The sequence below is a fragment of the Enterobacter sp. 302C9 genome (assembly GCF_034106085.1).
Lineage (GTDB): Bacteria > Pseudomonadota > Gammaproteobacteria > Enterobacterales > Enterobacteriaceae > Enterobacter > Enterobacter asburiae_B.
Genome location: NZ_JAWNBW010000003.1, coordinates 47,804 through 61,246, shown reverse-complemented (window position 1 = coordinate 61,246; position 13,443 = coordinate 47,804). Strand labels below are relative to the sequence as shown.

General features: G+C 56.9%; 10 protein-coding genes. 4 read left to right on the top strand and 6 right to left on the bottom strand.

Going from position 1 to position 13,443, the window contains the following annotated elements; all coding sequences use genetic code 11:
- Positions 1–99: 99 nt before the first annotated feature.
- Positions 100–1,602 (top strand): helicase HerA-like C-terminal domain-containing protein, encoded by a 1,503-nt coding sequence (locus tag UR289_RS08205; protein WP_033146759.1) that lies wholly within the window; start codon positions 100–102, stop codon positions 1,600–1,602.
- On the opposite strand, the gene UR289_RS08200 is transcribed toward UR289_RS08205, so the two are convergent.
- Positions 1,582–2,523, bottom strand: coding sequence for a TIGR01212 family radical SAM protein (locus UR289_RS08200; protein WP_120785312.1), 942 nt, complete (start codon positions 2,521–2,523; stop codon positions 1,582–1,584). The genes UR289_RS08205 and UR289_RS08200 overlap by 21 nt on opposite strands.
- Positions 2,524–3,210: 687 nt before the next feature.
- Between UR289_RS08200 and gltB the strand changes: the two genes are divergently transcribed.
- On the top strand, positions 3,211–7,671 hold the full coding sequence (gene gltB / locus UR289_RS08195) for a glutamate synthase large subunit (protein WP_064673375.1): 4,461 nt from the start codon (positions 3,211–3,213) through the stop codon (positions 7,669–7,671).
- Positions 7,672–7,680: 9 nt separating this feature from the next.
- Complete coding sequence (gene gltD / locus UR289_RS08190) at positions 7,681–9,099, top strand: glutamate synthase subunit GltD (protein ID WP_023309377.1); 1,419 nt, start codon at positions 7,681–7,683, stop codon at positions 9,097–9,099.
- A gap of 27 nt (positions 9,100–9,126) precedes the next feature.
- Here the strand turns inward: gltD and sspB are convergent, their stop codons facing one another.
- The 5 genes from sspB to zapE all read right to left on the bottom strand — a co-directional run bounded on the left by sspB (position 9,127) and on the right by zapE (position 12,830).
- Positions 9,127–9,624, bottom strand: a complete 498-nt coding sequence (sspB, locus tag UR289_RS08185) for a ClpXP protease specificity-enhancing factor (protein WP_029740078.1) — start codon at positions 9,622–9,624, stop codon at positions 9,127–9,129.
- Positions 9,625–9,629: 5 nt separating this feature from the next.
- A complete protein-coding gene (gene sspA, locus UR289_RS08180) occupies positions 9,630–10,268 on the bottom strand; it encodes a stringent starvation protein SspA (RefSeq protein WP_014885418.1) in 639 nt (212 codons plus the stop codon).
- 308 nt (positions 10,269–10,576) lie between these two features.
- Positions 10,577–10,969, bottom strand: coding sequence for a 30S ribosomal protein S9 (rpsI, locus tag UR289_RS08175; RefSeq protein ID WP_003860436.1), 393 nt, complete (start codon positions 10,967–10,969; stop codon positions 10,577–10,579).
- 15 nt (positions 10,970–10,984) lie between these two features.
- Positions 10,985–11,413, bottom strand: coding sequence for a 50S ribosomal protein L13 (rplM, locus tag UR289_RS08170; RefSeq protein WP_006178824.1), 429 nt, complete (start codon positions 11,411–11,413; stop codon positions 10,985–10,987).
- Positions 11,414–11,705: 292 nt separating this feature from the next.
- Positions 11,706–12,830 carry a cell division protein ZapE gene (gene zapE / locus UR289_RS08165; protein ID WP_320709707.1) on the bottom strand — a complete coding sequence of 375 codons (1,125 nt, stop codon included), beginning with the start codon at positions 12,828–12,830 and terminating at the stop codon, positions 11,706–11,708.
- Positions 12,831–13,019: 189 nt separating this feature from the next.
- On the opposite strand from zapE, the gene zapG reads away from it, so the two are divergent.
- Positions 13,020–13,418: a Z-ring associated protein ZapG gene (gene zapG / locus UR289_RS08160; protein WP_008502832.1), complete on the top strand. Its 399-nt coding sequence runs from the start codon at positions 13,020–13,022 to the stop codon at positions 13,416–13,418.
- Positions 13,419–13,443 lie beyond the last annotated feature (25 nt).

The following is a 13,443-nucleotide window of genomic DNA, read 5'->3' as shown; positions in this document are numbered from 1 at the left end:
GTCCGCGCTGGATAATGCGCCGCAAAGTCAGGAATTTACTCAACCAAATTGCGGCCAGATTGCCTATACTCCCCCCAGGACAAAGAGAGGAAGCGCATCATGAGTACACCATTGTTAATTGCCAGGACGCTGGAAAAAGAGCTGTATTTACTGCCCTCGATGGCGAACCGCCACGGTCTCATCACCGGAGCGACCGGGACGGGGAAAACCGTCACCCTGCAAAAGCTGGCGGAGTCGCTTTCGGAGATTGGCGTACCGGTCTTTATGGCTGACGTGAAAGGCGATTTAACCGGTGTGGCTCAGGAAGGTACGGCCTCTGAGAAACTGCTCGAACGGCTGAAGAATATTGGCATCACGGACTGGACGCCGCATAACAATCCGGTGGTAGTGTGGGATATCTTTGGTGAGAAAGGCCACCCGGTGCGCGCTACCGTCTCCGATCTCGGCCCGCTGCTGCTGGCCCGTCTGCTTAACCTCAACGACGTGCAGTCCGGCGTGCTGAATATTATCTTCCGCATTGCCGACGATCAGGGGCTGCTGCTGCTTGATTTCAAAGATCTGCGCGCCATTACCCAGTACATCGGCGATAACGCCAAATCCTTCCAGAACCAGTACGGCAATATCAGCAGCGCCTCGGTGGGTGCCATTCAGCGCGGGTTACTGACGCTGGAGCAACAGGGCGCCGAGCACTTCTTCGGCGAGCCGATGCTGGATATCAAAGACTGGATGCGCACCGACAGCAGCGGCAAAGGCATCATCAACATTCTGAGCTCCGAGAAGCTCTACCAGATGCCAAAGCTCTACGCCGCCAGCCTGCTGTGGATGCTCTCCGAACTGTACGAACAGTTACCCGAAGCGGGCGATCTGGAAAAACCGAAGCTGGTCTTCTTCTTCGACGAAGCGCACCTGCTGTTTAACGACGCGCCGCAGGTCTTGCTGGATAAGATTGAACAGGTCATTCGCCTGATCCGCTCCAAAGGCGTTGGCGTCTGGTTTGTCTCGCAAAACCCGTCGGACATTCCGGATAACGTGCTCGGTCAGCTTGGTAACCGCGTGCAGCACGCCCTGCGCGCCTTTACGCCGAAGGATCAGAAAGCGGTGAAAGCCGCCGCGCAGACCATGCGCGCCAACCCTGCCTTTGATACCGAAGCGGCGATTCAGGCGTTAGGCACCGGTGAAGCGCTGATCTCGTTCCTGGATGCGAAGGGCAGCCCGTCCGTGGTGGAACGCGCCATGGTGATCGCGCCCTGCTCGCGCATGGGGCCCGTTACCGACGATGAACGTAACGGCCTGATTAACCACTCTCCGGTTTACGGAAAGTACGAAGACGAGGTTGATCGCGAGTCCGCGTTCGAGATGCTGCAAAAAGGGGTGCAGGCGACAACGGAGTCGCAGGATGCGCCTGCCGCTAAAGGACAGTCCGTCGCCGTGGATGACGGTATTCTCGGGGGGCTCAAAGACATCCTGTTCGGCAGCACCGGGCCGCGCGGCGGCAAGCGCGACGGCGTGGTACAGACCATGGCGAAAAGCGCGGCGCGGCAGGTCACCAATCAGATAGTGCGCGGCATGCTGGGAAGTCTGTTAGGCGGCCGTCGCCGGTAGACGGGGAACCCACGGGCGGCCAAGCGCTGAACCCTGCACACCGTTCTCCTGCAGATAGCGGTCGATTTCCACCATCCCCGTCCAGCGGTTCTCACACCATAGCGGTGCCAGAAGCGTAGGACGGCGGGCGCTGGCCGAGATGCGATGGTAGACGATTTCCGGCGGGGTGTGGCGAATCATCTCCCCCGCCGTCACCGTATAGTCTTCAAGCTCAATTCCGCTTAACCGCCCGGCTTCCCAGGCTTTCGCCATAATGCTTCCCGTAACGATATGCAGCGGGTGCAGCTTAATGCCGTCCACGCCGGTTTCAACCACCTTTTCCAGCGTCTCCAGGCCGTGCTGCTGCCCTTCACCCGGCAAGCCGACAATCAGATGCGAGCAGACCTTCAGCCCGCGCTCGCGGGCCAGGCGCGTGGTGCGCTGGTAGCAGGCGAAATCATGACCACGGTTAATACGGTGCAGGGTTTTGTCGTGCGCGGTCTGCAAGCCCAGCTCCAGCCAGATCTCGTAGCCTTGTTCTTTGTACTCGCTGAGCAGGTCCAGCACCGCGTCCGGTACGCAGTCCGGGCGCGTGCCCACGCACAGCCCAACGATGTTAGCCTGGCTGACGGCCTGCTGATACATAGAGCGCAGCACCTGCACCTCCGCCCACGTGCTGGTGTAGGCCTGAAAATAGGCCAGATACTGCTTCGCGCGGTTCACCTGGCTTGCCTGATGGACAAGCTGTTCAGCGATAGATTTATGCTGCTGGGCTTCGTCAGCAAAGGACGCAACGTTACAGAAGGTGCAGCCGCCGCGCCCGATGGTGCCATCGCGATTCGGGCAGCTAAACCCGCCGTGCAGCGTCAGCTTATGAACCTTTTGCCCGTACCGCTGCAAAAGATCCCCACCAAACATATTGACTAATTTCTGTAACTGCATAATCTGATAGACCGTCCCGGAGAAAGGGGACAAGCCTGCCACTTTTAGCCTCTGTCGGCGATGACCTGGATCAATCGTCCCGGACGGCCTTTATCTATATGAATAAATACTCAGGATTACTGCAATTTCATTCACGCCATTCGTGATTACTTTTCCTTATGTTCTGATTGTTTTTTTCATTTATAGCGCCACCACTGAAAAACAGTGGGTTTATGCGGGTTTGCATCCGATACCAGATTATTATTCTGCTATAAAACTGCTATTCAGCACGCTACATTGATAATACCGCTTTCATATAGTGAGTCAGATCACACTCCGCTGCGTCCTGCCAGGGCATGCAATCAATGTAAAAATAGTTAAATACTATTTAATTTCAAATACATAAACTCTCTTTAGCACATTTTTGTATAAATAAGATTGCCATTTGACCTGTGTACCAATTCCCGATAAGTTGGAAATCCGCTGGAAGCTTTCTGGATGAGCGGCCTGCTCATCATATTTATGCAGTAATTGAGATTCCCTCTGAAGCAAGTCCTCAAACTTGTTTACCTGCGCGAAAGGATGAAAAAGAGGGCGAATGCGAGGTCCGCGTATGAAACGCAAACCCCGTCGCCATGCTCTTTCTGTGCCTGTGCGCCACGGTAAAGTTCAGTGGGAAGCCCGACGAGCCTGGGGAGGTTCACTGATATGTTGTACGATAAATCCCTTGAGAAGGATAACTGTGGTTTCGGCCTGATCGCCCACATAGAAGGCGAACCTAGCCACAAGGTAGTGCGTACTGCTATTCACGCACTGGCCCGAATGCAGCACCGTGGCGCTATTCTTGCCGATGGTAAAACCGGCGACGGTTGCGGCCTGCTGCTGCAAAAACCGGATCGTTTCTTCCGCATCGTGGCGGAAGAGCGCGGCTGGCGTTTAGCCAAAAACTACGCTGTCGGCATGCTGTTCCTGAATCAGGATCCTGAAAAGGCTGCTGCCTCACGCCGCATCGTCGAAGAAGAACTTCAGCGTGAAACCCTGTCGATTGTCGGCTGGCGCAATGTGCCAACCAACGAAGGGGTGCTCGGTGAAATCGCCCTCTCCTCGCTGCCTCGTATTGAACAAATTTTCGTCAACGCGCCTGCGGGCTGGCGTCCGCGTGATATGGAACGCCGTCTGTTTATTGCCCGCCGCCGCATTGAAAAACGTCTCCAGGACGATAAAGAGTTCTACGTCTGTAGCCTCTCTAACCTGGTGAACATCTATAAGGGTCTGTGTATGCCGGCTGACCTGCCGCGCTTCTACCTGGACCTGGCGGACCTGCGTCTGGAATCGGCCATTTGCCTGTTCCACCAGCGCTTCTCCACCAACACCGTTCCCCGCTGGCCGCTGGCGCAGCCGTTCCGCTACCTGGCGCACAACGGCGAGATCAACACCATCACCGGTAACCGCCAGTGGGCCCGCGCCCGTACCTATAAGTTCCAGACGCCGCTGATCCCCGATCTGCACGATGCCGCGCCGTTCGTGAACGAAACCGGCTCTGACTCCAGCTCCATGGATAACATGCTGGAACTGCTGCTGGCGGGCGGGATGGACATCGTGCGCGCCATGCGTCTGCTCGTGCCACCGGCCTGGCAGAACAACCCGGATATGGACCCTGAGCTGCGCGCGTTCTTCGACTTTAACTCCATGCACATGGAGCCGTGGGACGGCCCGGCGGGCATCGTCATGTCCGACGGTCGCTTCGCTGCCTGTAACCTGGACCGTAACGGTCTGCGTCCGGCACGCTACGTCATCACCAAAGACAAGCTCATCACCTGCGCCTCTGAAGTCGGTATCTGGGATTACCAGCCTGACGAAGTGGTCGAGAAGGGCCGCGTCGGCCCGGGCGAGCTGATGGTTATCGACACCCGCGGCGGGCGCATTCTGCACTCTGCCGAAACCGATCACGATCTGAAGAGCCGCCATCCGTATAAAGAGTGGATGGAAAAAAACGTGCGTCGCCTCGTGCCGTTCGAAGATTTATCGGATGAAGAAGTGGGTCGCCGCGAACTGGACGACGATACGCTTGCAAGCTTCCAGAAACAGTTTAACTACAGCGCGGAAGAGCTGGACTCCGTTATTCGCGTGCTCGGTGAAAACGGCCAGGAAGCGGTCGGCTCCATGGGTGACGATACCCCGTTTGCCGTGCTCTCCAGCCAGCCGCGCATCATTTACGATTACTTCCGCCAGCAGTTCGCGCAGGTGACCAACCCGCCGATCGACCCGCTGCGCGAAGCGCACGTGATGTCGCTGGCCACCAGCATCGGTCGCGAGATGAACGTCTTCTGCGAGGCCGAAGGCCAGGCGCACCGTCTGACCTTTAAATCGCCGATCCTGCTGTACTCCGATTTCAAACAGCTCACCACCATGAAAGAGGAGCACTACCGCGCCGACACGCTCGATATTACCTTCGACGTGACCGAAGCGAGCCTCGAAGAGACGGTGAATGCGCTGTGTGACAAAGCCGAACAGATGGTGCGTAACGGTACCGTTCTGCTGGTGCTGTCCGACCGCAATATCGCGAAAAACCGTCTGCCGGTGCCTGCCCCGATGGCTGTTGGCGCTATCCAGACGCGTCTGGTCGACAAGAGCCTGCGCTGTGACGCCAACATCATTGTGGAAACCGCCAGCGCCCGCGACCCGCACCACTTTGCCGTGCTGTTAGGCTTTGGCGCGACGGCGATCTACCCGTACCTGGCCTACGAAACGCTGGCGCGCCTGGTGGATACCCGCGCGATCGACAAAGATTACCGCGCGGTGATGCTGAACTACCGTAACGGCATCAACAAAGGGCTGTACAAGATCATGTCCAAAATGGGCATCTCGACCATTGCCTCCTACCGCTGTTCGAAGCTGTTTGAAGCGGTCGGCCTGCATGACGAGGTCGCCAACCTCTGCTTCCAGGGCGTGGTCAGCCGCATCGGCGGCGCCGGTTTTGCTGACTTCCAGCAGGATCTGGTGAACCTGTCCAAACGCGCCTGGCTGGCACGTAAGCCGCTGGATCAGGGCGGTCTGCTGAAATACGTTCACGGCGGCGAATACCACGCCTATAACCCGGACGTGGTGCGCACGCTGCAGCAGGCGGTTCAGAGCGGTGAATACAGCGACTACCAGCAGTACGCTGAGCTGGTAAACAACCGTCCGGCGGCAACGCTGCGCGACCTCATTGCCCTCAATCCAGGCGATGAAGCGGTCAGCATTGACGAGGTTGAGCCTGCATCCGAACTGTTCAAACGCTTCGATACCGCGGCGATGTCCATCGGCGCGCTGAGCCCGGAAGCCCACGAAGCGCTGGCGGAAGCCATGAACAGCATCGGCGGTAACTCCAACTCCGGCGAAGGCGGTGAAGATCCGGCGCGTTACGGCACCAACAAAGTGTCCCGTATCAAGCAGGTGGCATCCGGTCGCTTTGGCGTGACGCCTGCGTACCTGGTCAACGCCGACGTGATCCAGATTAAAGTCGCTCAGGGTGCTAAACCGGGCGAAGGCGGCCAGCTGCCGGGTGATAAAGTTACTCCGTACATCGCCAAACTGCGCTATTCCGTGCCGGGCGTGACGCTGATCTCCCCGCCGCCGCACCACGATATCTACTCTATCGAGGACCTGGCGCAGCTGATTTTCGACCTGAAGCAGGTCAACCCGAAGGCGATGATCTCCGTGAAGCTGGTTTCCGAACCGGGCGTCGGCACCATCGCTACTGGCGTGGCGAAAGCCTATGCGGATCTCATCACCATCGCCGGCTACGACGGCGGCACCGGCGCAAGCCCGCTCTCCTCCGTAAAATATGCGGGCTGTCCGTGGGAGCTTGGCCTGGTGGAAACCCAGCAGGCGCTGGTGGCTAACGGTCTGCGTCACAAGATCCGTCTGCAGGTGGACGGCGGCCTGAAAACCGGCCTCGACATCATCAAAGCGGCGATCCTCGGCGCGGAAAGCTTCGGCTTCGGTACCGGCCCAATGGTTGCGCTCGGCTGTAAATACCTGCGTATTTGCCACCTGAACAACTGCGCAACCGGTGTGGCTACCCAGGACGAGAAGCTGCGTAAGAACCACTATCACGGTCTGCCGTTCAAAGTGACCAACTACTTTGACTTCATCGCCCGCGAAACCCGCGAGCTGATGGCGCAGCTGGGCGTGAAGCGTCTGGTGGACCTGATTGGCCGCACTGACCTGCTGAAAGAGCTGGAAGGCTTCACCGCGAAGCAACAGAAGCTTGAGCTGTCTAAGCTGCTGGAAACCGCGCAGCCGCACCCTGGCAAAGCGGTCTACTGCACCGAGAACAACCCGCCGTTCGATAACGGCGTGCTGAACGCGCAGCTGTTACAGCAGGCGAAACCGTACGTGGACGACAAGCAGAGCAAAACGTTCTGGTTTGATATCCGCAACACCGACCGCTCCGTGGGCGCCTCCCTTTCCGGCTACATCGCGCAAACGCACGGTGACCAGGGGCTTGCAGCGGATCCGATTACCGCACACTTCAGCGGTACCGCGGGTCAGAGCTTCGGCGTATGGAACGCAGGCGGCGTTGAGCTGTACCTGACCGGCGATGCCAACGACTACGTCGGTAAAGGCATGGCGGGCGGTCTGCTGGCGGTGCGTCCTCCGGTTGGCTCAGCCTTCCGTAGCCATGAAGCCAGCATCATCGGTAACACCTGCCTGTACGGCGCGACCGGCGGTCGTCTGTTTGCAGCAGGCCGTGCGGGCGAGCGTTTTGCGGTGCGTAACTCCGGTGCTATCACCGTGGTGGAAGGTATTGGCGATAACGGTTGTGAATACATGACGGGCGGGATTGTTTGCGTTCTGGGTAAAACCGGCGTGAACTTCGGCGCGGGCATGACGGGCGGTTTTGCGTATGTCCTGGATGAAGACGGTGAGTTCCGCAAACGCGTGAACCCGGAGCTGGTGGAAGTGCTGGACGTTGATACGCTGGCTATCCATGAAGAACACCTGCGCGGTTTGATTACCGAACACGTGCAGCATACCGGTTCTTCGCGCGGCGAAGAGATCCTGGCGAACTGGCCGGCGTTCTCTGCGAAATTCGCGCTGGTTAAGCCGAAGTCCAGCGATGTTAAAGCCCTGTTGGGTCACCGTAGTCGTAGCGCAGCAGAGCTGCGCGTGCAGGCGCAGTAAGGAATTCAGATGAGCCAGAACGTATACCAGTTTATCGACCTGCAGCGTGTTGATCCGCCAAAGAAACCGCTGAAGATCCGCAAAATTGAATTTGTTGAAATCTACGAGCCGTTTTCAGAAGGCCAGGCCAAAGCACAGGCAGACCGCTGCCTGTCCTGCGGTAATCCTTACTGCGAATGGAAATGCCCGGTACATAACTACATCCCGAACTGGCTGAAGCTGGCCAACGAAGGGCGTATATTTGAAGCCGCCGAGCTGTCTCACCAGACCAACACCCTGCCGGAAGTGTGCGGCCGCGTGTGCCCTCAGGACCGTCTGTGCGAAGGTTCCTGTACGCTGAACGACGAGTTCGGCGCGGTGACCATCGGCAACATCGAGCGCTATATCAACGATAAAGCGTTCGAGATGGGCTGGCGTCCGGATATGACCGGCGTGAAGCAAACCGACAAGCGCGTGGCAATCATCGGCGCGGGCCCGGCGGGCCTGGCCTGTGCGGACGTGCTGACCCGCAACGGCGTGAAGGCGGTGGTCTTTGACCGCCATCCGGAAATCGGCGGTCTGCTGACCTTCGGTATCCCTGCCTTCAAGCTGGAAAAAGAGGTCATGACCCGTCGCCGTGAAATCTTCACCGGCATGGGCATTGAGTTCAAACTGAACGTGGAAGTGGGCCGCGACGTGCAGCTCGACGACCTGCTGAAGGATTACGACGCCGTGTTCCTTGGCGTGGGCACCTATCAGTCCATGCGCGGCGGTCTGGAGAACGAAGACGCGCCGGGCGTGTACGACGCGCTGCCGTTCCTGATTGCCAACACCAAGCAGATCATGGGCTACGGTGAAACCGCCGATGAGCCGTTCGTCAGCATGGAAGGCAAACGCGTGGTTGTGCTGGGCGGCGGTGATACCGCGATGGACTGCGTGCGTACCTCCATTCGTCAGAATGCGGCACACGTGATCTGCGCCTACCGTCGTGACGAAGAGAACATGCCGGGCTCTAAACGCGAAGTGAAAAACGCGCGTGAAGAGGGCGTGGAGTTCCAGTTCAACATCCAGCCTCTGGGTATTGAAGTGAATGCCAACGGTAAAGTGAGCGGCGTGAAGATGGCGCGCACTGAGATGGGCGCACCGGATGCGAAAGGCCGTCGTCGCGCCGAGATCGTCGCCGGTTCTGAGCACGTGATCCCGGCCGATGCCGTGGTGATGGCGTTCGGCTTCCGTCCTCACAGCATGGAATGGCTGGCGAAGCACAGCGTTGAGCTGGATTCGCAGGGCCGCGTGATTGCGCCAGAAGGCAGCGACAACGCATTCCAGACCAGCAACCCGAAAATCTTCGCCGGTGGCGATATCGTTCGCGGTTCTGACCTGGTGGTAACGGCGATTGCCGAAGGCCGTAAAGCGGCTGACGGGATCCTGAACTACCTGGAAGTGTAAAAAAAACAGGCCCGATTGGGCCTGTTTTTATTTCACGACGCGAAGAGCCGGACGACCACCGCGCGGAGGCGGATCGTCATCAGGATCATTGTCGTCATGACGATCGGGTTTATCGCCATCGATAAGTGACATCACCGTGTCGCTTTCGCGCTCGTCGGATGCGTTGTCATCATTCAGGCTGGCAACATCTTCATCATACGCCGCTTCCGGCTCGAACATGGTACCCGCACCGTTTTCACGCGCGTAGATAGCCAGCACGGCTGCCAGCGGCACAGAAACCTGACGCGGCACGCCGCCGAAACGCGCGTTGAAGCGCACTTCATCGTTTGCCAACTCCAGGTTACCCACCGCACGCGGCGCAATGTTCAGTACGATTTGTCCGTCACGCGCGTATTCCATTGGAACCAGCACGCCCGGCAACGTCACATCCACAACCAGGTGCGGCGTGAGCTGGTTATCCAGCAGCCATTCATAGAAGGCGCGCAGCAGATACGGACGGCGTGGGGTAAGTTGTGACATTTCCACAGTCATTAGCCTCGGCCGAGACGCATTTCACGTTCCGGTTCAGTTAAAGATGCCAGGAAAGAGTCGCGTTCAAATACGCGAGTCATATAGCCCTTCAGCTCTTTCGCGCCAGGACCGCTGAACTCTACGCCCAGGGTTGGCAGACGCCACAGCAGCGGTGCCAGGTAGCAATCCACCAGGCTGAACTCATCGCTCAGGAAGAACGGTTTCTGACCAAACACAGGGGCGATTGCCAGCAGCTCTTCACGCAGTTGCTTACGTGCAGCGTCAGCTTCAGAAGCGGAACCGCTGGTAATCACGTTCATCAGCGAGTACCAGTCTTTTTCGATACGCTGCATGTACAGGCGGCTTTCACCACGCGCGACAGGGTAAACAGGCATCAGTGGCGGATGCGGGAAACGCTCATCCAGATATTCCATAATGATACGGGATTCCCACAGGGTCAGCTCGCGATCCACCAGCGTCGGTACGCTTTGGCTCGGGTTGAGATCGATCAGATCCTGAGGCGGGTTATCCTTTTCCACATGCTCGATCTCAAAACTGACACCCTTCTCGGCCAGCACGATACGAACCTGATGGCTATAAATGTCAGTAGGACCAGAAAACAGCGTCATTACCGAACGTTTGTTGGCAGCGACAGCCATGAAAACCTCCAGGTATATTCAGAATTTTTACTGCTACCAGCCCAACAGGGGCCAGCCAGATGTTGTATCGCCCATCCCAGAGAAAACACATTGTTCAAGAAACGAACAAAAATCGAGTATTCACCGATATTTGGGCAGAAAATTGGATGATAGTTTACCAGATTTTGATGGCTTTGTGGTGAGGGGATTCTGGAAATGTGGAAAAAGAGAAGATATATGCATGGAGATTGTGGATAACCTGCGCATTATCCATAAAAAAACCCGCCGAAGCGGGTTTTTCGCCAATCGTTCTGCGTAAGCAGAATGGATTAACGTTTGGAGAACTGTGGACGACGACGTGCTTTACGCAGACCCACTTTCTTACGTTCAACCTGACGCGCGTCACGAGTAACGAAGCCAGCTTTACGCAGTTCAGAACGCAGGGACTCGTCGTACTCCATCAGAGCGCGGGTGATACCGTGACGGATCGCACCAGCCTGACCGGAGATACCACCACCTTTAACGGTGATGTACAGATCCAGTTTTTCTACCATATCAACCAGTTCCAGCGGCTGGCGAACTACCATGCGGGCAGTTTCGCGACCGAAGTATTGTTCCAGAGAACGCTGGTTGATTACGATTTTACCACTGCCCGGTTTGATGAAAACGCGAGCTGCGGAACTTTTGCGGCGACCAGTGCCGTAGTATTGATTTTCAGCCATTGCCTATAATCCCGATTAGATGTCAAGAACTTGCGGTTGCTGTGCCGCGTGGTTGTGCTCGTTGCCTGCGTAAACTTTCAGTTTACGGAACATAGCACGACCCAGCGGGCCTTTTGGCAGCATGCCTTTAACCGCGATTTCAATCACACGCTCAGGACGGCGGGCAATCATCTCTTCAAAGGTCGCTTCTTTGATACCACCGATGTGGCCGGTGTGGTGATAGTACACTTTGTCAGTACGCTTGTTGCCGGTTACAGCAACTTTATCAGCGTTCAGAACGATGATGTAATCACCGGTATCAACGTGCGGAGTGTATTCCGCTTTATGCTTACCGCGCAGGCGACGAGCCAGTTCAGTAGCCAGACGGCCCAGAGTTTTACCGGTCGCGTCAACAACATACCAGTCGCGCTGTACGGTTTCTGGTTTAGCTGTAAAAGTTTTCATTAAAAGCTTACCCAAATAAATAAGTTACACGTTGGTGAACACCCAAACGTTTAGTCAGTTGAGGCTCACACGACAAAGTCCGGCAAACCTACCCCTTCGAATAGCACATGCCGACACATAGAAAGTTTTGGGAAAAAAACCTTCTCGTAACGTGGGGTCGCAAGATTATAGAGAAGTTGAGGTCAAAGATCGACCCTTAAATGCGTTTTGGAATGGGTTTTTCGGGGGTGGGTATTGTGCGGTCTGGTGCCCTCACCCCCAGCCCCTCTCCCACGGGAGAGGGGGGCATTTGTTACGGCATATGCTCCAGCTTCAGGTATTCCTCGCTCTGCATCTCCTGCAGGCGCGACAGGCAGCGCTGGAACTCGAACTTCAGCCGCTCGCCCTGGTAAATCTCATATAAAGGTACCTCGGCGCTGACCACCAGCTTGACGTGGCGCTCATAAAACTCGTCCACCAGCGCAATGAAGCGCCGTGCTTCGCTCTCCATCAGCCGCGTCATCACCGGCACGTCCAGCACCATCACGGTGTGGAACAGACGCGAAAGCGCAATGTAGTCGTGCTGGCTGCGGGCATCCACGCAGAGCGTCGTAAAGGAGACCGCCAGCGTTTGGTTTTCGACGCCGAGTGTGGGCAGCGGTCGATGGTTAATCTCGAGCTCCGGGGCGTGCTCGCGTTTTGCTCCCGCCAGCGCCAGCCAGAGTGTATCCATCTCGCGGGTGGTCTCTGCATTTAACGGCGAAAGCCACAGATGCGCCTGGGTCAGCGTGCGCAGACGATAATCGACACCGGCATCGACGTTCATGATGTCGCAGTGCTGCTTGATGGCATCGATGGCGGGCAGGAAGCGTGCCCGCTGCAGGCCATTACGATAGAGCTCATCCGGCGGGATATTCGACGTGGCCACCAGCGTGATCCCGCGGGCAAATAGCGCTTTCATCAGGCCGCCTAACAGCATGGCATCGGTGATGTCGGACACAAAAAACTCGTCGAAGCAGAGCACGTCCGTTTCCGCCTTGAACCTGTCGGCCACAATCTCCAGCGGATCGCTTTTGCCCTGCAGTGCGGTCAACTCTTCATGCACCCGCAGCATAAAACGATGGAAGTGCAGACGCTGTTTACGTGCGCCAGGCAGGCTCAGATAGAACATGTCCATCAGCCAGGTTTTTCCGCGACCGACCCCGCCCCACATATATAAACCGCGCACCGGCGCGTGAGCCTGTGGCGCTTTTTTACCGAGCAACCGCCCAAACGCCGCCTTTAGCCCACCGTTCTGTTCGACTTCAGCGGGTTTTGTCGTGAGCTCCTGATAAATCATCTCCAGACGGTTTACCGCCTCACGTTGAACATCATCAGGCTGATGAGTGCCCTCGTTAAGGGCCAGTTGATATCGCGATGCAGGGGACAGGTTTTGCATAATCTTATTGTTATTCCTTCAATTAACGCTCACCAGCAGACGTGACTGATGAAAAAAAGGCCGTTCTACACTACGCGATGATACGTCAGGATTCCACTTCTGCAGAAATAGCGGTTATAGTGGCATTATCAGGCACAGGCAGGAGCCGAGCCAACACCCTACGGAACAACAAGACAACGGGAGAAGTTCATGACCTGGGAATATGCGCTAATCGGTTTAGTCGTCGGCATCGTCATCGGTGCTGTGGCCATGCGTTTCGGTAATCGCAAATTGCGTCAGCAGCAGTCACTGCAGTACGAACTGGAAAAGAACAAAGCCGAGCTGGAAGAGTATCGTGAAGAGCTGGTCAGCCACTTTGCCCGTAGCGCCGAGCTGCTGGACAACATGGCAACCGACTATCGTCAGCTTTATCAACATATGGCAAAAAGCTCCAGCAGCCTGCTGCCGGAAATGACCGCGGAAACCAACCCATTCCGCAACCGTCTGGCTGACTCTGAAGCCGGTAACGATCAGGCGCCCGTTCAGATGCCTCGCGACTATTCCGATGGCGCGTCCGGCCTGCTGCGCGGCGGTGTAAAACGCGATTAATCGCACAACCTGAATATATTTTACG